The sequence below is a fragment of the Haematospirillum sp. H4485 genome, assembly GCF_012102745.1.
In the GTDB taxonomy this organism is placed as follows: Bacteria; Pseudomonadota; Alphaproteobacteria; order Rhodospirillales; family Rhodospirillaceae; genus Haematospirillum.
Genome location: NZ_JAAVSY010000005.1, coordinates 113,511 through 130,781, shown reverse-complemented (window position 1 = coordinate 130,781; position 17,271 = coordinate 113,511). Strand labels below are relative to the sequence as shown.

Here is a 17,271-nt window from a genome sequence, read left to right as displayed (position 1 = left end):
GTCGGTCTTGTCAGGTCCGGGGAGCATACCCGTCGTGGCTCTGTCGTCAACCGCCTGTACGGATGGCCACATACCGGGGGGGGCTTTGTTGACCTGCTCCTGTGACAGGAACACCATCGTCGGGCAGCGTATATCAGCCCGACCAGGGCCAGTCCGGGGACTGTTTTGGACGACAGGGAGCACAGGGATGCATCGGGTAATCCCCGCGGATTGTCCGGTTCCGGGTCCGCGGGAGGAGGGGGGCTGTCTGCCCGTCTGGCGGCTCTCTGGCCGGGGCCTGTCCTGATTTATGGCCCGGACCGCAGATTGATCTCGGTTTCTTCTGCGGAATGTCCGTTGTCCAGTAGCGCTGATACTGAACCCGATATTCTCGCCCTGGTTTCGATCGTTCAGGCTCATGGCACGTCGTGCTTCGGATCAGTCCAGATTGATACCCCGAGTGGTTTCCATGCCTATGACTTGGCAGCATTGCCGGGAGATGGGGCAACGGTTCTGGTGCTTGCCCGTGCTGTTACCCTGAACCAGGGTTTGCGCGTTGCCCTGGCGACCGGTCGTCAGCGTTACAAGGACCTGGTGGAAATTTCGTCGGATTTTGCCTGGGAAACGGGCGTTGACGGGCGCCTTGTCTTTGTCAGTCCCCGCGGGGCATTGGGGTACCCTGCTGCATCCTTGATTGGCCGGTCCATGGCTGATTTCGTGCTGGACCCAGAGGCCGACTTCCCCTTTGTAACCCGCAGCAGTGTCGCCAATGTCGTGATCTGGATGCGTCGTGCAGACGGCGGGCGTGCCTGTGTGAATGTGTCTGCCCGTCCGGTCTTTGCCGATGATGGGCAGTGGGGTGGGGCGCGTGGTATTTGCCGTGATATCACCTGCGAGCAGGAACGCGATGAACAGCAGGAGCGGGCCCGCCAGCGGGAACAGATTTTCAACCATATCGTCAGTACGTTCCGTGACGAGGTGATACCGGCCAATGTCCTGCATGTTGCGGCTGAAACGATGGCCCGGGGCATGGGGGCGGTTTCCTGCCATATTTTCCGCCGGGCCCCGTTGTCGCTCTTGCCATCGGTCGGGGGGGAGGCGGAGACTGATCCAGCCAGGATCCTGCGTGAGGCCATGATCCCCGGGGCCTCTTTTGGTGTGGCGGACGAGAATCTGGCCCGCATGATGTTGGAACGGATTGGTCCAGGGTCGCTGGTCTGCCAGGAGCAGGTTGAAGGCTACGATGCTCTCGCCTCGGTATGTCGTTATCACAAAAGGATCAACGGGGCTGTTGTCCTGTTCCGCGACCAGTCCCATGATTCATGGTGCGAAGACGATCGTGTCCTTCTGGCGGATCTTGCAGACCAGATTGGTGTTGCCAACGAACAGATTGATGCACACGAAAATATTCTGCGCCTGTCGCGAACAGACAGCCTGACCGGGTTGTTCAACCGTCGTGCCTTTATGGAAGAGATGGAGCGGCGGCATAACCGGCTGGCGCGTGACAATTTGTCTGCGGCTCTTTTGTTTGCCGATCTTGATAACTTCAAGAGGGTAAATGATGTGTACGGTCATGCCGCTGGTGATGCGGCTTTGTTGACCGTGCGTGATATGCTGGTTGGCAGTACACGTCCAACCGACCTTGTGGCCCGGCTGGGAGGGGACGAGTTTGCCATCTGGCTGGAAGGTGCAACCCAGAAAGTGGCTGTCGACAAGGCGCACCTGTTGATGGAGATGTCTGCACGCGAACTGGTTCCCCTGTCCGGTAGTCCCGATTTCCCGCTGGGCCTGTCTATTGGTATCGCGGTTCATCTTCCCGGTGGTGTTGAGACGTTGGCCGATCTGATGGTCCGTGCGGATCATGCCATGTACAAGGTCAAACATTCCGGGAAAGGGGGATATGCCGTGGCAGACCAAACACTTTCCGCTGGTCCCACCATGCGCCGTCCCCGCGGCTAGAGTATGACAGTATCCCGTTGTATCGGGTTGTTTATGATCTCTCCAGACAACGGAATCGCATGTGCATTGACGCCCCGGTCGTTGTGATGGCAGACCGATAGGACGCACGTGTTCCGCCGGCCATGGCCGGATGTGGGGAGCGCCACAGGTCTATCCCCGCGAACAGGAGACTGACGATTGGTACGTGTCCTTTTCCTTACGGCCTTTTCGGCCTTGCTTCTGGGAGCAGTGGCAGCTGTCGGTTTGCTGGAGATCATCCGCCGTCCCGGCGGTCTTCCGCATCAGAAAGATATGCCCGTTGACCAGATGGTTGCCCAGGTCAGCAAGGAAGCTGCCGCCGTGGCCGAGATGTTCTGGTACGACTTTACCTTCTATCTGTCCAGGCGGGCCTTGAAAGACCTGACATCCCTGCGTGACAGGGTCTGGTCCGGAATAACCGGCGTTCTGGATGAAAGCAGTCTGTTGCCTGCGGATGAACAAATTGTTGTTGTCGGGGCTGTTCCGATGAATCAGGGGGACACATCGTCGGCAGTGTCGGTTCCCCGCAGCAGTGTATCCGGACAGGGTGAAGGACTCCTGACCGGCATTCTGGCCCCAGCCAGCCAGTATGCGGTATCGGAATGGACCATCGGCCCCGGAGAAGCCGGGTATCTGGAACGCGTTTTGATCAATGGGCAGCCCGCTGATCCCGGGGGGGCCGTTGCGCCTGATGCAACCTTGTTCCTGTCCGGGTGGGCCGGTGATCCGGCGATTGGTATCCGTTACAGCCATGTTCTGGTGACCGTGTGTGGAAAGGTTGTGGCCACCACCGGGGTCGGCGAACCAACCCCTTCGGTTGCCCGATTTGTCCATGCCAATCTGGGAAGTGCCGGATGGGTGGCCCGGCTGCCGGCAGCAGCCCTGCCGCGTTGTCCTGATGCAGCGCTGGGCGCTCTGGCCCTGCGTGGCGGGGTCGTGGCGCACCGTCTACAGGGTAACTTTCCGATGATCCTCCAGCCTGGCGGGAATCCATCGTCTGCCGGGCCCTTTGCGCCTGTTCTTCGTCCCGGGTCCATCAAGGCGCCGCGTCTGGAAAGCATCCGTATCCGCGATCGGGTTGGGCTTCGCAGCTGTCCGGACACCACCTGTCCGGTGCTGGAGAATATTGCCAAGGGTCCTCACCGGGCGACACTGCTGGAACACGTAAACAGTTGGCGGCTTATTCTGTCTGCCCAAGGGAACGGATGGATTCCCAAGGACGAGATCGAAATCCCCTGACAAGCGGGGTTACTGATTCCGGCTCAGGCTGTGCAGGGCCGCTTCCAGCCATGTGGTCAGATGATCCGTCATATGATGGCAGTACGCTGACAGTGCCTGTTCCGGGAACAGGGCCAGTGGGGGTACTTCAGGGCCACAGTGTACCAGAACGGTTGTCATGCCCATGGCCGCCGCTGTTTCCAGATTCTGCGGGCTGTCCTCAAAGAAAGCCGTTGTCTTGGGGTCAAGCCCGAATGCGGCTGTCATCCGGTGATAGGTTTGCGGGTTGGGTTTGGGGCAGTACTCTGCGGCATGAATATCGAAAACCCCTTCAAAGACCTGCTCCAGATCCAGGGCTTTCAGAACGGCCCGCGCATGTTTTCCTGATCCGTTCGTAAAGATCAGCCGCCGACCCGGCAGCTGTAGAAGTACTCTTCTCAGCGCTGGATCAGGCACCAGGGCCGAGTGATCAATATCATGCACATAATCGAGGAATGTGTGTTGATCGACGCCATGCTCAACCATCAGGCCGCACATGGTTGTTCCGTATGTGTGGTAGTACTGCTTCTGCAGAATGCGGGCGGCATCTTCATCCAGATTCAGATGCCGGGCCACAAAATGACGGATACGGGCTTCTACTTGGGGGAACAGGCTGCTGGTACCCGGGTAGAGGGTGTTGTCCAGGTCGAACAGCCAGGTCGTTACATGGTCAACCGGATGCTGCAGAAGCTTTTCAGCATGCTGATGCATTGGCCCGAGGCCCCCTTCTTGTTAACGACTGTGTAGATTGTGACGGGAAGACAGAGAGCTGGTGACCTTGCTGTCAGTTATCGGCAATGGCGGCAATTTCGGCCCGGACATGGTCAAGCCCTTCCGAACGTGTCGAGCTGGTACACAGGATCAGCGGGTGGGATGCCCCATGTTTTGCCAGCTCCTGTTGCGTCTTCGCCATTACAGATTCCAGTGCATCGCCGCGCAGCTTGTCTGTTTTGGTTAGAACAATCTGGTAGTTGACCGCGGCCGTATCCAGCATGGACATGATCTCCCGGTCGCTGTCCTTCAGACCGTGACGGCTGTCCACCAGAAGAAACACGCGGCGCAGGTTCGGACGGCCACGCAGGTAGGACTTCACCAAGCGGGTCCACTTTTTCACCTGATCCTGCGGGGCCCGTGCATACCCGTAGCCGGGCAGATCAGCCAGTAACAGACGGTCATCGAGGGAGAAAAAGTTGACCTCCTGGGTCCGGCCCGGTGTGTCGGACGTGCGGGCCAAGGCGCGGGTTCCGGTCAGCGCGTTGATCAGGCTTGATTTCCCTACATTCGACCGGCCGGCCATGCAGACTTCAGGCAAGGTGGCTTCCGGCAGCTTGTCCAGAGATACCACCCCCAGCATGAAGCGGCACGGTCTGGAGAAGAGAAGGCGCCCCTTCTCCAGGTCCGCGTCGTCAAAAGGCTTGTCGGCATCACGCAAGGGTTTGTCCCCCGCTTTGGTGTCGAGCCACGATCATGTCCGGCCTGCATGGGCGGGAGCCTCGTCATGGCGGCGCATGATTGACCACTGCTGGGCAATGGACAGGATATTGTTCCAAGCCCAGTAAATCACCAGACCAGCAGGGAACCCGGCCAGCATGAAGGTGAAAAGAACCGGCAGGAACATCATGACCTTGGCCTGGACCGGGTCAGCCGGCGCAGGATTCAGCTTCTGCTGGAACCACATGGTGATCCCCATGATGATGGGCAGGATTCCCAGGTGCAGGAATGACGGTGCGTTCCACGGGATCAGGCCAAACAGGGTGAACAGGTTGGTCGGATCCGGTGCAGACAGATCTGTAATGAAGCCATAGAAGGGAGCGTGACGCATTTCCAGCGCAACAAACAGCACCTTGTACAGGGCAAAAAAGATCGGAATCTGGATCAGGATCGGCAGGCACCCAGCCAGCGGATTGACTTTCTCGTCCCGGTACAGGGCCATCATTTCCTGCTGCATCCGCACACGGTCGTCCTGGAACCGCTCCTGCAGTTCCTTGACCTTGGGCTGCAGTATTTTCATCCGGTTCATGGCCTTGTAGGACTTGTTGGCCAACGGATACAGCACAAGCCGCAGGGCAACCGTAAAGGCAAGAATGGCCAGCCCGAAATTGCCAAGGAACCCGTAAAGGAACTGGATGGCGATGAAAAACGGCTTGGTCAGGAAGTAGAACCAGCCAAAATCAATGGCAAGATCAAACCGGTCGATGCCTTTTTCACGGGCATAACGATCCAGAAGATCCACCTTCTTGGCTCCGGCAAAGAAGTCAGTCACCGTTGTGATTGTTTCCCCGGGGGCTACTGTACGGGCTGAACCTAGGAAATCACTCTGATAACGGTCATGCCCATCGCCGGTATAGACAAAACGTGCCTTGTTCACATCGCCTTTGGGCAGGTCAATGGCTGTCAGCCAGTATTTGTCGGTAATTCCGATCCAGCCACCGGTCGACTGATAGTCAACATGACGCTCATCGCGGAGATCCTGGTACGTGATCTCCTTCAGCGTTCCGTCCAGCACGCCCAGGGGACCTTCATGCAGGATGTAAAATCCTTCTGTGCGGGGCGTATAGCCACGGGAAACCAGCCCGTAGGGATAAAGTGTCAGGGCATCCGGGCCCGTATTCTCGACGCTGTCGGTAATCGTGAACAGAAAATCAGGGTCCACGCTGACAACACGCCGGAAGACCAGCCCCTGATCATTTTTCCATACCAAGGTTACCGGTGTGTTCTCCGTCAGGGTTCCCCCCTCGCTCCGCCAGTGGGCATCGGGGCCGGGTACCTTGATTGCCGGGTTGGCAGATACCCAACCAAACTCGGCATAATGCGGACGCTCTGATCCCTTGGGGTTGAGCAGGACAATATTTGCGGAGTGTGGATCCACCTGTTCCCGGTACGCCTTCAGGGTCAGGTCATCGATACGCCCGCCATGCAGGGACAAGGAGCCGGAGAGGGATGGTGTATCAATGCGTACGCGCTGACCTTCCGCCAGTACGGCATTCCGGTCGCGTGGACCTGTTGGCGCCGCAATGCCCGGATCAGCCGCCACAGGGCCGGGTGTGGTATCGATGGTCGCATCCGACCGGACCGGAACAGGAGCCGGCGGCGTGGGGGCAAAGTACTCAAAGCCGGCAAGAATTGCCACCATCAGCACCATGGCCAGAATGAAGTTCTTTTGTTCAGGCATCTGTACGTAGTCCGGGTGTTGTGCCAGTCGGAAAATTCAGTGGCGGTGAAGATGGCCGCACTTGGGCGGTGTGTCCAGAGTCTCTGGCACGGGGTCATATCCGCTTTCCCCCAGCGGGTGGCAGCGCAGGATACGTTTCAGGGCCATCCAGCTGCCCCGTATGGCACCGAACCGCGCTATGGCTTCGTACGCATACGCAGAGCAGGTTGGCAGGTAGCGGCATGTCGGGGGCAGGAACGGGGAGATGCCAAGCCGATAGGCCCGTATCAGTCCCTTCAGGATACGGGCAACGATCATTGTGTTGCTGCCTTGTTGGGACCAGAGGCGGCCGCTTTTTCTGTACGGGTCTGCTTCTTTCGACCGCCCTTGCGGGGGGGCGCCAGTGCTGCACTTCCCGGGGCCATCTTGGCTACACGGGCCAAGGTTGTCTTCAGGTCCGCCACCAGAAGGTCGAAGGGACGGTCAACCGTCGCTCCCCGCCCTATAATAACGTAGTCTGTCCATGGTTCGACATGTTCAGCCATGACACGATCCACAACAGCCCGAAGACGCCGCCTGGCTCGGTTGCGGGCTACAGCGTTTCCAACTTTCTTGGATACGGTAAAACCCACACGGACCAAGGAAACCTTGGTTGTGCCAAGCGGTGTGTCTGTATGATCGCTTTCTGCGCCTTCGGTAACAGAATTTTCCGGACTCAGGGAAAAGCCCGGCAGGCATGAAGAGTGCCGCATGGCTTCTTTTTTTTCCCTGTCCGACATGGCAGCAGCCTGAACAATCAGGCCAGGCACGGCCCATTTGCGCCGTTCAGCAGCGACTCGCAGGAAATCGCGTCTCCGCTTGAGGCGGTTAACCACCACAGAGGTGTCAGCTGCCGCCCGCACGGACCAGACGCCCCGTAGATCAGGCGCTCAGACGCTTGCGGCCCTTGGCGCGACGGGCAGACAGAACCCTGCGTCCGCCAACGGTGGCCATGCGGGTGCGGAAGCCATGACGGCGCTTGCGAACCAGTTTGCTGGGTTGATAAGTGCGCTTCACGGTACAAAAACTCCGGTCAATCAGTGTAATCGCGGGATGTCTTGCCTTTTTACGGCGGCAAACAGCGAACGGCCTGCAGGGGCCGAATGTCAAAACAGAAGCGGCTGTATAGCGGGACACTGGGGTAAAAGTCAATGCCGGTAGCACAAGGTTCTGTTTTTTACGCCAAGGCAAGCTGCGGCCTGAATTTGCCTCTCTTTGCGTGATAGGGACACCGGCTTGCCCTCTTGACGTCCCGGCTCCCGGAGTCGAGTTCATGGCACTGCATGATTGTTTAGTGTGACGTTATGAGGGTGAGGTGCGGAAGGTTTCTGTACAGGGTAGTGCAGCCGCAAGCTTGTCCGGTGGGCACAATGCCCATGCCGGCATACAGGATAAAATTGAGATTCCTGATGAATTGATATAGATCAATGGGGAACCCTGATGTCCGGGGCATAGTGCGCGCCCGTATCTGTCCGGTGGAATGTGTACATCTTTTGCAGACCTCCTGCAGCCTTCCCGTATGTGTCGTGTTTGTGGCGAGATTACGTACCAGGATGGCGAAGTACCGGGTCTGGATGCCGGATAACAGGGGAGTGTGGTGTTTGTATGCCCTGGCGGAGAGTGTGCCGCGTTTCTGCGTGGTGTTGTCGGGGTTACGGGTTTTCGTCAGATATCTGACGCTTTGCACAGGGTATTTGTTTTGGTCGGTACAGGAGGGGTCATGACCCAGGCGACCACGGCGCACAGCGCTCCGGCGGCAGCCACCGCCTATAATATGGATGTTATCCGCAAGTTCGTCGTCGCGGCGATGTTCTGGGGTGTTGTCGGCTTTTGTGCTGGTGATTTTATTGCCTGGCAGCTGGCGTATCCATTACTGAATCTTGATCTGGAGTGGACGACGTTCGGTCGCCTGCGTCCGGTTCATACGTCGGCTGTTATTTTTGCCTTTGGCGGAAATATCCTGATCGGCAGTTCCCTTTACATCGTCCAGAGAACCTGCCGCGCCGGGCTTTGGGGCGGGAATGTCACGGGCAACATCATTTTCTGGGGCTATCAGGCCTTTATTGTGATGGCGGCCCTGTCCTATGTGCTGGGTTATACCCAAGGGCAGGAGTATGCCGAGCCCGAGTGGCCTGTTGACCTGTTTCTGACCGTTGTATGGGTGGTGTATCTGGCGGCCTTTGTCGGAACCGTCATCCGGCGCCAGGAAGAGCACATCTATGTTGCCAACTGGTTCCTGCTGGCTTTCATCGTTGTTGTGGCCATGCTGCATCTCGGGAATGGACTGGCCGTGCCGGTTTCTTTCCTTGGTATGAAGTCTTATTCCCTGTACGCCGGTGTGCAATCGGCCATGATCCAGTGGTGGTATGGTCACAACGCGGTTGGTTTCTTCCTGACAGCCGGCTTCCTGGGGATGATGTATTACTTCATGCCCAAACGTGCCGGGCGCCCGGTCTATTCCTATCGTCTGTCGATTGTGCACTTCTGGGCCCTGATCTTTCTCTACATCTGGGCCGGCCCGCATCACCTCCATTACACATCCCTGCCGGACTGGACCCAGACCCTGGGCATGACCATGTCGGTTATCCTGTGGATGCCTTCGTGGGGGGGGATGATCAACGGCATGATGACCCTGTCCGGTGCGTGGGACAAACTGCGGACGGATCCGGTCATGCGCTTCCTTGTTACGTCGGTGGCGTTTTACGGCATGTCAACCTTTGAAGGACCGATGATGTCCATCAAGGCCGTGAACTCGCTGTCACACTTTACCGACTGGACGGTTGGCCACGTTCATTCCGGGGCATTGGGATGGGTGGCGTTTGTCTCCTTTGGGGCCATGTACTACCTGATCCCTGTCTTGTGGGGGCGCAAGTCGCTTTACAGCATGCGTCTGGTTTCCTACCATTTCTGGATCGCCACGATTGGTATTGTGCTCTACATTTCTGCCATGTGGGTCTCCGGGATCATGCAGGGCCTGATGTGGCGTGCCTACAATGAACTTGGCTTCCTGCAGTACTCCTTTGTCGAGACTGTAGAGGCGATGCATCCCTACTATGTGATCCGTGCAACCGGTGGCCTGTTGTTTGTCATTGGTTCCCTGATCATGGCCTGGAACATGTATCGGACCATCAAGGGTGATATCCGCGAGGAAACCCCTTATGAAATGCCGGAACTGTCTCCGGCGCCAAGCTCCGTGCGGCGTTGAGACAGGGGGGAGAGAAATGAGTCTTGTCAAGCATCACGGCAAGGTCGAGAAAAACGTCCTTGTTCTTCTGGTCGGCATCTTCCTGACGGTTATCATCGGTGGCCTGGTCGAGGTTGTGCCCTTGTTTTCCGTGGAATCCACCATCGAGAAGGTGCAGGGGGTTCGTCCCTACTCACCGCTGGAACTTGCGGGTCGCAACATCTACATGAGCGAAGGGTGCTATAACTGCCATACGCAGCAGGTACGCCCCTTCCGTGACGAGGTAGAGCGTTACGGCCATTATTCCCTGGCCGCGGAGTCCCAGTATGACCATCCATTCCAGTGGGGGTCCAAGCGTACAGGGCCTGACCTGGCCCGCCTGGGTGGAAAGTATTCAAACGAGTGGCACCTGCGTCATCTGGTCAATCCGCGTGATGTCGTGCCGGAATCAATCATGCCCGGTTATCCGCATCTGGCGCGCCAGAACCTGACGTTTGATGATGCGGCGGCGCACCTGAAGACCCTGCGGATTGTTGGCGTTCCTTATACCGAGGATGACCTTGCCAAGGCGGTGGAGGATTTCCGGGCCCAGGCTGATCCGGATGCCGACCATGAAGGGCTTCTGGCGCGTTATCCCAAGGCTGTGACCGGCGACTTTGACGGGGATCCAACCCGCCTGACCAAAGCCGATGCCCTGATTGCCTATCTTCAGGTTCTGGGCACCATGGTCGACTTTACCCAGTTCGATCCTGCCCGCAAGGCGGATGCGAATATCTACCGCTAGAGGGTCTGTATGGAAACGCTGCAGGATATTGCCGATTTTGCCCGGCAGTTTTGGGGGGTGTGGCTGATGGTTTTCTTTATGGGAATCGTTGCCTATGCCTATTGGCCGCGTAACCGGGACCGGTTTGACAGCAATGCGATGATTCCCTTGCGGGATGATGAGGACAAGGAGTGGACCAATGGCGGGCGCCCCTGAGAAAGACCCGATTTCGGGCCTTTACACAACAGGCCATGAGTGGGATGGAATCGCAGAACTGAATACACCTCTCCCGAAATGGTGGGTGTATGTGTTCTACGCTACGGTTATCTGGTCGATTGGGTACTGGATCGTTTACCCCTCGTTCCCGGTCGGGAAGGATTTTCTGCCCGGTATCTGGGAATACAGTTCCCGCCGTGAAGTGGAAGCGGATCTGGTTGCGGCCCACGCCGCCCATCAGAAAGAACGGTCGGCCATTGCTGCGGGTTCTGTCGATGAGATTTATGCCAACCCGCCGCTGCGTGCCTATGCGATTGCCGGTGGTGGTGTGTTGTTCAAGGACAACTGTGCCGGCTGCCATCAATCGGGTGGTGCCGGTGCTGTCGGCTATCCAACCCTGGCCGATGATGAATGGATCTGGGGTGGCACCCTTGCGGACATCCAGCAGACCTTGCTGCACGGGATCCGCTATGATCGTGACCCCGAGACCCGGCAGTCGCAGATGCTGGCTTTTGGTGACATCCTGTCAACGGATGAAATCAAGCAGGTGGCTGCGTACGTGAAGGATATGTCCAATGGCAAGGTGGTCGCCGGGCCGGGACAGAAAATCTATACCGAGAACTGTGCGGCCTGCCATTCGTCTGATGGTGCCAATCCTGTATCTGACGGGAATCCGGCGATGGGAGCTCCCCCGCTGGGCAACCGTGTCTGGTTATATGCCGGGCCGGGCAAGGAAATGACCATGGAGCGCCTTCAGGCCCAGATTTCCAAGCCAAAGCATGGTGTTATGCCAGCATGGTCCGGTCGCCTGAAGGACGAGGACATCAAGATGTTGACTGTGTACGTTCACTCTCTGGGGGGCGGCCAGTAGGTTGTACCTTTTTTCGGGTGAGGTGTTGACCAAGGGGCTGCCTGCATCCGCAGGTGGCCCTTTTTACAGCATCGGGGCGGTTGTGTGGCAGGTCAGCCATGGGTCGTTTGTGTAAAACTTTGGTAAATGTCCTTACGGGCCTATGATTCATGCGGGAATGTCAGTCTTTGTGCAGGATCGGTGGCTATGTGGGCGATGCGGGTTTCATCCTGCGTTGCGCTTGTGCGGCCGGGTCCGGATTCCCGCCTCGAGTCTGTAATGTGAGTTCATGCCTGAAGGAATCTGGGCAACGCGATGACATTGAATGAGAAAGAGACAGATGCTTCCGGATCGGGACGCACGGAGAAGACAGGGAAACTGGAGAAAGTGTCCCTGTACGCGGAGCATGTAAAGGTCCAGCCCAAGTATATGCCGGGCTTGTTCCGGAGCATCAAGAACTGGGCCAATGTTGCTTTCATGCTCATTTACTTCCTGACCCCCTGGTTACGGTGGGATCGTGGTCCCAATGCGCCGGATCAGGCCATTCTTCTGGATCTGGAAGGGCGGCGGGCCTACTTGCTGTGGCTGGAAATCTGGCCCCAGGAAATCTACTATCTGACCGGTCTTCTGGTTCTCGGGGCCTTGGGGCTGTTCTTTGCTACAGCCCTGCTGGGGCGGGTGTGGTGTGGCTTTGCCTGCATCCAGACCGTGTTCACCGATATCTTTGTTATGGTCGAGCGCTGGCTGGAAGGGGACCGTAACGCCAGGATCAAGCTGGATCGCGGTCCAATGACCGTCGGAAAGTTTACCCGCAAGACCATCAAGGTCATAATCTGGGCGCTTATATCGGTCGCAACGGGTTTTGGTTGGGCCGCTTATTTCAACGATGTTCCGACACTGGCAACAACCTTCCTGACTGGTGATGCCGGCTGGGGTGTTTACCTGTCGGTGGGGATTGTGGCGGGCTTCTGTTTCCTGCTGGCTGGATGGGCGCGGGAGCAGGTGTGCATCTACATGTGCCCGTGGCCCCGCTTCCAGGCATCCATGTTTGACGAAGACAGCCTGATCGTGACCTACGAAAAATGGCGTGGGGAACCGCGTGGATTTGCCAAGAAGGGGACATCGTTTGAAAATCGCGGGCACTGCGTGGATTGTACCTTGTGCGTCCAGGTCTGCCCAACCGGCATAGACATCCGCAATGGCAGCCAGCTTGCCTGTATTGGCTGCGGTCTCTGTGTTGATGCCTGTAACTCCATGATGGACCGTCTTGACTTGCCGCGCTGGCTGATCACCTACGACAGTACCAATCGCCAGTTGGCCCGTGCCCGTGGTGAGCCAATAAAGCACCGTCTGGTTCGCCCACGTACCATCATCTATGCTGCTTTGATAACGGTGCTGGTTCTGGTCATGATCCTGGGGGTGTCAACCCGGTCACGTCTGGAGGTAACGGTTCTGCATGAACGCAGCCCGTTGTTCGTAACCCTGACGGACGGGAGCATACGCAACGGCTATACGCTCAAGATCCTCAACAAGCGGCCCGAGAAGAATACGTACGCGGTGTCCATTCGCGGCGTTGAGGGTGGGACCCTGAAGGTTGTCGGCTCCGATATTGAAGCCGGAGAGCTTCAGTTGGAGGTTGAACCCAACAGTGTGGCAACGTTCCGTGTTTATGCCACGGCCCCGCAAAAGGCTCTTGAGGGCAAGGCGACCGATGTTACATTTGCCCTGCGTAATCTTCACACGGGCGAAGCGGCGTCCCGTGGTTCGTTGTTTGCCGGGCCGCAGCGTTGACCGCCCTGTGTGTGCCAGCGCGTTTATGACCAGGAGGAAGTGTGTCATCCGTTCAGCAGAACCGACCCCGGGGTTGGTGGTATCCGTGGATTTTTGTCGGTGGCTTTGGTCTGGTCTTTGTGGTGAATGCCATTCTGCTGACCTTGGCTACCGTGACCTTCAACGGGTTTGAAACCCGGGAACCGTCCAACCGTCGCAACGGCTACAATGACAAGATTGCCGCCAGTGCCGAGCAGGCGCGTCTTGGCTGGAACGGGAGCCTGTCCCTGCAGCCCCTGTCCGTAGGATCTGTCGATGGAGGGCGCACGGCCCGTGTCACGATGACGTTTACCGGTGCAGAGGGGCATCCCCTGGATGGGCTGGATGTTGCAGTCCTTGTGTGGCGTCCGACCCAGGAAGGGCTTGACCGTCATGTGGAGCTGCCGCCGACCGGGCCCGGTACCTATGCCCGCGATATCGCGTTTCCCCTTCCGGGCCTGTGGGAGCTGCGGGTCAGTGCCGGGCGCGGTGATTCTGTCCAGTGGCGCACGATAGAGCGTATTGACCTGAGATAAACCTGTTTGTCTGCTTCCGGAACGGATGTTGCCATGCCTGAAAGTACCCTGCTTCTGTCTGCCGGCCCCGGGACCGGGGGCTGTGGTGCGGCGGCCTGCCGGCATTGTGGCCAGCCGGTTCCGGATGCGGCACAGGGGAGAACAACGTTCTGCTGTGCCGGCTGTGAGTCCGCTTTTGCACTGCTGTCCGGCCTGGGGCTTGAAGCCTATTACAAGCGCCGCCAGATTGACCCTGATCTTCGTCCCCTGCGTCCGGACCAGGATGCGCCCGGCCTGCCCGACTGTACGCCATGGGTTGGCACAACACCCGAGGGCCTGTGTGTCCTGCACCTGATGGTCGAGGGTATACACTGCGCGGCCTGTGTCTGGCTGATCGAAGCGGTTTTGGCGCGTCAGACCGGTGTGGTGTCGGCCCGTGTCAACATGACAACCCGCCGTTTGACCCTTCTCTGGAAGGGGGCGGCTGCGGATGCGCCGGTTCTTCTGGATCCTGTCTGTCAGGTCGGGTACCGCCTGTTGCCCTATGATCCCCGGCGGGTCGAGGCGGAATACAGCACCGCCGAGCGCGAGCTTTTGCGCGGGATTGCCATTTCCGGCTTTGCCAGTGCCAATATCATGCTGTTCTCGGTATCAGTGTGGGCCGGCGTGGATATGGGGGTCTGGACCCGTGACCTGTTTCACTGGCTTTCAGCCCTGTTTGCCTTTCCGGCGGTTGCCTGGTGTATCCGGCCGTTTCTGCGTTCGGCCCTGTCAGCCCTGCGGCACGGGCGTACCAACATGGATGTACCGATTACCATCGGGGTGTTGCTGGCAACCGGCGTCAGCCTGTGGGAAACAGCCCACAGTCGGCCCCATGCCTATTTTGACGCGGCTGTAACCCTGTTGTTTTTCCTGCTTGTCGGGCGCTACTTGGACAGTCGTGCCCGTGGGCGTGCCCGCTCTGCTGCCGGTCAGCTTGTCATGCTGGGAAACCGCCCGGTAACGGTGGAACACGCGGATGGCCGGCGAAGCTTGGTTTTGCCTGAAACCGTGCGACCAGGATCAACGGTGCTTGTGGCTGCGGGCGAGCGGATAGGCGTTGATGGCCTTGTCCTGTCCGGGCAGTCGGAGCTGGAAACCAGCCTGCTGTCCGGGGAAACCATGCCTTGCGCGGTTGGCCCCGGCGAACAGGTTTTTGCCGGAACCCTGAACCTGACTGCTCCGCTGCGGTTACAGGCCGTAGCGGTTGGGGAAGGAACCCTGCTGGCCGAAATTTCACGGTTGATGGATGTGGCAGAGCAGGGGCGCGCGCGCTATGTGGTGCTGGCGGACCGGGTGGCCCGTTTTTATGCCCCGGTTGTGCATCTGGCCGCGCTCCTGACTTTTATTGGCTGGATGAGCCTGTCCGACCAACCGTGGCAGGATAGTTTGATGACCGCGGCGTCGGTGTTGATCATCACCTGTCCCTGTGCGTTGGCCCTGGCGGTTCCGGTGGTGCAGGTGATTGCCTCGGGGCGCTTGTTGCGGCGTGGCATCCTGCTGAAATCCCCGACCGCCCTGGAACGCGCCGTGGGTGTGGATACCGTGGTCTTCGACAAGACCGGAACCCTGACCTGTGGCCAGCCTGTCCTGGAGCCTGAAAACCTGAAAGCCCGGCAGGCTGACGGAACCCTTGGTATTGCTGCGTCCCTGGCTGGTGCCAGCCGTCATTCCTTGGCCCGTGCCCTTGTGCGCCACTGCATGCGGCCTTTTGTGGACGGGGTGGAAGAAATCCCCGGTTCCGGGTTGCGCCGGCTGACCGCCGAGGGTGAGATCCGCATGGGCAGTGCTGTATTCTGTTATGCGCCTGCCGATCGTTCCCCCCATGGTGGACCTGAACTCTGGCTGTCATGTCCGGGGTCTGACCCGGTGTCCTTTCTGTTCACGGATGCGGTGCGTCCCGATGCGGTGGCCGTTGTTTCTGCCCTGCAGGAACAGGGAATGGCGATCGAGCTGTTGTCCGGCGACCGTGCGGAAGCGGTTGCCGTGGTTGCCGCGTCTCTGGGGATAACCCAATGGCAGTCCGGTTGCAGCCCGGCGGCCAAGGTTGCCCGTTTGCAGGAGCTGGCAGCTATGGGACGGCGCGTTATGATGGTTGGTGATGGCCTGAACGATGCCCCGGCATTGGCCGCCGCGGATGTGTCGTTGTCTCCGTCTTCGGCTGCCGATATCAGCCAGAATGCTGCGGATGTTGTCTTCCAGGGGGAACGACTGGAGCCAGTGGTCGAGATTTTGCGTGTTGCGCGTTTTGCTGATACCTTGGTACGCCAGAATTTCATGCTTGCATTTGCCTACAATGTGGTAACTATCCCGCTGGCCGTTGCCGGGTATGTAACACCCTTGGTTGCAGCCGTTGCCATGAGCTCGTCTTCGGTTGTGGTTATCGCCAATGCCCTTCGCCTGTCCCGTTGGCCGGGAAAGGGACGGTAGCGGTCCACAGGAAGGACAGGACCAATGAATTCCCTTTTGCTGTTGATCCCCGCTGCCCTGTTTCTTGGTTTGCTTGGGCTGGCCGCATTCCTGTGGTCGATGCGTTCCGGTCAGTTCGATGATCTGGACGGGGCGGCAAGCCGTATTCTCTTCGATGACGATGAGTCTGCGGATGCTCCTGAATCGCAGCATGACCGGCCCGTGCGGCCCGGCTCCAGTGGTCCGGAGTCCGTTTAATGCCCGTTTCTGCACTTGTTTCTGCTTTTGTGCCCGCCGGTTCGCGGATGGACTGTGCCTGTTGTGACCTGGATGAGCGTGCTTTTTGTGCCGGTTTGGCACAGACATCATCGGCTCTGCGGGCGATCCGGCACGACATGCGAATGGAGGCCCAGGCCACAGTCTTCCGTGAAGGCGACCCAACTGACCATATTTTCACGCTGGTCAGCGGGGCGGTCAAGTTGTCCAAGCTGATGATCGACGGGCGACGGCAGATTGTTGGCTTTCTCTTTCCCGGTGACTTTTTCGGTTTCGGTCACAACGGGTTGTACGGGTATACGGCGGAAACCCTGTCCCCCGTGACCTTGTGCCGGTTTTCCCTTCTGTCACTGGATACAGTCGTTGCCGGCTCGCGCGAGCTGGAGCGGCGTCTTCTGAATCGCATGATTGCAGAATTGTCTTTCGCCCAGGAGCAAATGCTGTTGTTGGGGCGCATGAGTGCCCGTGAGAAAGTGGCCCATTTTCTGCTGATGCTTTCCCGGCGCGCAACGCAGAGGGGGGACGTACCGTCGCCGTTGTCCGTCCCTATGAGCCGCCTGGATATTGCTGATTATCTGGGGCTGACCATTGAAACCGTCAGCCGGACCCTGACCGGGCTGAAGAAAGAGGGATTGATCGCTATCAATGGCAACACGCAGGTTGACCTCCTGGACATGCAAGCCCTGGAGCAAATCGCTGCGGGCGGGTGTTTGTGCTGATTGTGGCCCTTACGACAGCGGTTATCGGGGGGTTTTCGCTTTTCTCTTTTTCCCTGAACCGCTAGAACGGGCTTGTATCCCGGGCCGG

The 17,271-nt window shown here is 58.5% G+C and carries 17 protein-coding genes; 11 read left to right on the top strand and 6 right to left on the bottom strand.

Translation table 11 applies throughout. From position 1 onward, the window contains the following. Window positions 1-165: 165 nt before the first annotated feature. Both HEQ61_RS05820 and HEQ61_RS05815 read left to right on the top strand, forming a co-directional pair. Window positions 166-1,938 carry a diguanylate cyclase gene (locus HEQ61_RS05820; RefSeq protein ID WP_168020338.1) on the top strand — a complete coding sequence of 591 codons (1,773 nt, stop codon included), beginning with the start codon at window positions 166-168 and terminating at the stop codon, window positions 1,936-1,938. Between the two features lie 177 nt (window positions 1,939-2,115). Next, on the top strand, window positions 2,116-3,195 hold the full coding sequence (locus HEQ61_RS05815) for a hypothetical protein (protein WP_168020337.1): 1,080 nt from the start codon (window positions 2,116-2,118) through the stop codon (window positions 3,193-3,195). A gap of 9 nt (window positions 3,196-3,204) precedes the next feature. Here HEQ61_RS05815 and HEQ61_RS05810 read toward each other — a convergent pair whose 3' ends face one another. From HEQ61_RS05810 to rpmH, 6 genes are all read right to left on the bottom strand, one after another. Beyond that, the gene (locus HEQ61_RS05810; protein WP_168020336.1) at window positions 3,205-3,924 is read right to left on the bottom strand and encodes a pyrimidine 5'-nucleotidase; all 720 of its coding nucleotides are present in this window, start codon (window positions 3,922-3,924) and stop codon (window positions 3,205-3,207) included. Between the two features lie 73 nt (window positions 3,925-3,997). Further along, the gene (gene yihA / locus HEQ61_RS05805) at window positions 3,998-4,645 is read right to left on the bottom strand and encodes a ribosome biogenesis GTP-binding protein YihA/YsxC (protein WP_168020335.1); all 648 of its coding nucleotides are present in this window, start codon (window positions 4,643-4,645) and stop codon (window positions 3,998-4,000) included. 33 nt (window positions 4,646-4,678) lie between these two features. Beyond that, on the bottom strand, window positions 4,679-6,385 hold the full coding sequence (gene yidC, locus HEQ61_RS05800; RefSeq protein ID WP_168020334.1) for a membrane protein insertase YidC: 1,707 nt from the start codon (window positions 6,383-6,385) through the stop codon (window positions 4,679-4,681). 36 nt (window positions 6,386-6,421) lie between these two features. Beyond that, entirely contained in the window at window positions 6,422-6,682 is a 261-nt protein-coding gene (gene yidD / locus HEQ61_RS05795; protein ID WP_168020333.1) for a membrane protein insertion efficiency factor YidD, read from the bottom strand. Further along, the gene (rnpA, locus tag HEQ61_RS05790) at window positions 6,679-7,266 is read right to left on the bottom strand and encodes a ribonuclease P protein component (RefSeq protein ID WP_168020332.1); all 588 of its coding nucleotides are present in this window, start codon (window positions 7,264-7,266) and stop codon (window positions 6,679-6,681) included. Before rnpA ends, yidD begins: the two co-directional genes overlap by 4 nt. Window positions 7,267-7,285: 19 nt before the next feature. Next, window positions 7,286-7,420, bottom strand: coding sequence for a 50S ribosomal protein L34 (rpmH, locus tag HEQ61_RS05785; protein ID WP_168020331.1), 135 nt, complete (start codon window positions 7,418-7,420; stop codon window positions 7,286-7,288). A gap of 703 nt (window positions 7,421-8,123) precedes the next feature. Here rpmH and ccoN point away from each other — a divergent pair. The 9 genes from ccoN (at window position 8,124) to HEQ61_RS05740 (ending at window position 17,183) form a co-directional block, all read left to right on the top strand. After that, entirely contained in the window at window positions 8,124-9,608 is a 1,485-nt protein-coding gene (gene ccoN / locus HEQ61_RS05780; protein ID WP_066136607.1) for a cytochrome-c oxidase, cbb3-type subunit I, read from the top strand. Between the two features lie 16 nt (window positions 9,609-9,624). Beyond that, window positions 9,625-10,371 carry a cytochrome-c oxidase, cbb3-type subunit II gene (ccoO, locus tag HEQ61_RS05775; protein WP_168020330.1) on the top strand — a complete coding sequence of 249 codons (747 nt, stop codon included), beginning with the start codon at window positions 9,625-9,627 and terminating at the stop codon, window positions 10,369-10,371. Window positions 10,372-10,380: 9 nt separating this feature from the next. Then, window positions 10,381-10,566, top strand: a complete 186-nt coding sequence (locus HEQ61_RS05770) for a cbb3-type cytochrome oxidase subunit 3 (protein ID WP_066134330.1) — start codon at window positions 10,381-10,383, stop codon at window positions 10,564-10,566. Continuing rightward, window positions 10,550-11,437 (top strand): cytochrome-c oxidase, cbb3-type subunit III, encoded by an 888-nt coding sequence (gene ccoP, locus HEQ61_RS05765; RefSeq protein ID WP_168020329.1) that lies wholly within the window; start codon window positions 10,550-10,552, stop codon window positions 11,435-11,437. The genes HEQ61_RS05770 and ccoP overlap by 17 nt, the downstream gene beginning before the upstream one ends. A 294-nt stretch (window positions 11,438-11,731) precedes the next feature. Further along, window positions 11,732-13,207: a cytochrome c oxidase accessory protein CcoG gene (gene ccoG, locus HEQ61_RS05760; protein ID WP_168020328.1), complete on the top strand. Its 1,476-nt coding sequence runs from the start codon at window positions 11,732-11,734 to the stop codon at window positions 13,205-13,207. A gap of 41 nt (window positions 13,208-13,248) precedes the next feature. Beyond that, window positions 13,249-13,761 (top strand): FixH family protein, encoded by a 513-nt coding sequence (locus HEQ61_RS05755; RefSeq protein WP_168020327.1) that lies wholly within the window; start codon window positions 13,249-13,251, stop codon window positions 13,759-13,761. Between the two features lie 33 nt (window positions 13,762-13,794). Continuing rightward, window positions 13,795-16,209 carry a heavy metal translocating P-type ATPase metal-binding domain-containing protein gene (locus HEQ61_RS05750; protein WP_168020326.1) on the top strand — a complete coding sequence of 805 codons (2,415 nt, stop codon included), beginning with the start codon at window positions 13,795-13,797 and terminating at the stop codon, window positions 16,207-16,209. Between the two features lie 24 nt (window positions 16,210-16,233). Further along, window positions 16,234-16,446, top strand: coding sequence for a cbb3-type cytochrome oxidase assembly protein CcoS (gene ccoS, locus HEQ61_RS05745; protein WP_168020325.1), 213 nt, complete (start codon window positions 16,234-16,236; stop codon window positions 16,444-16,446). Further along, window positions 16,446-17,183 carry a Crp/Fnr family transcriptional regulator gene (locus tag HEQ61_RS05740; RefSeq protein ID WP_168020324.1) on the top strand — a complete coding sequence of 246 codons (738 nt, stop codon included), beginning with the start codon at window positions 16,446-16,448 and terminating at the stop codon, window positions 17,181-17,183. Before ccoS ends, HEQ61_RS05740 begins: the two co-directional genes overlap by 1 nt. Window positions 17,184-17,271 lie beyond the last annotated feature (88 nt).

Excerpts from the sequence above, each read along its gene's own strand:
- yidC (WP_168020334.1), bottom strand. The coding sequence starts at position 6,385 with ATGCCTGAACAAAAGAACTTCATTCTGGCCATGGTGCTGATGGTGGCA.
- ccoP (WP_168020329.1), top strand. The coding sequence starts at position 10,550 with ATGGCGGGCGCCCCTGAGAAAGACCCGATTTCGGGCCTTTACACAACA.
- ccoG (WP_168020328.1), top strand. The coding sequence starts at position 11,732 with ATGACATTGAATGAGAAAGAGACAGATGCTTCCGGATCGGGACGCACG.
- yidD (WP_168020333.1), bottom strand. The coding sequence starts at position 6,682 with ATGATCGTTGCCCGTATCCTGAAGGGACTGATACGGGCCTATCGGCTT.
- HEQ61_RS05770 (WP_066134330.1), top strand. The coding sequence starts at position 10,381 with ATGGAAACGCTGCAGGATATTGCCGATTTTGCCCGGCAGTTTTGGGGG.
- HEQ61_RS05740 (WP_168020324.1), top strand. The coding sequence starts at position 16,446 with ATGCCCGTTTCTGCACTTGTTTCTGCTTTTGTGCCCGCCGGTTCGCGG.
- ccoS (WP_168020325.1), top strand. The coding sequence starts at position 16,234 with ATGAATTCCCTTTTGCTGTTGATCCCCGCTGCCCTGTTTCTTGGTTTG.
- ccoN (WP_066136607.1), top strand. The coding sequence starts at position 8,124 with ATGACCCAGGCGACCACGGCGCACAGCGCTCCGGCGGCAGCCACCGCC.
- HEQ61_RS05810 (WP_168020336.1), bottom strand. The coding sequence starts at position 3,924 with ATGCATCAGCATGCTGAAAAGCTTCTGCAGCATCCGGTTGACCATGTA.
- HEQ61_RS05750 (WP_168020326.1), top strand. The coding sequence starts at position 13,795 with ATGCCTGAAAGTACCCTGCTTCTGTCTGCCGGCCCCGGGACCGGGGGC.
- ccoO (WP_168020330.1), top strand. The coding sequence starts at position 9,625 with ATGAGTCTTGTCAAGCATCACGGCAAGGTCGAGAAAAACGTCCTTGTT.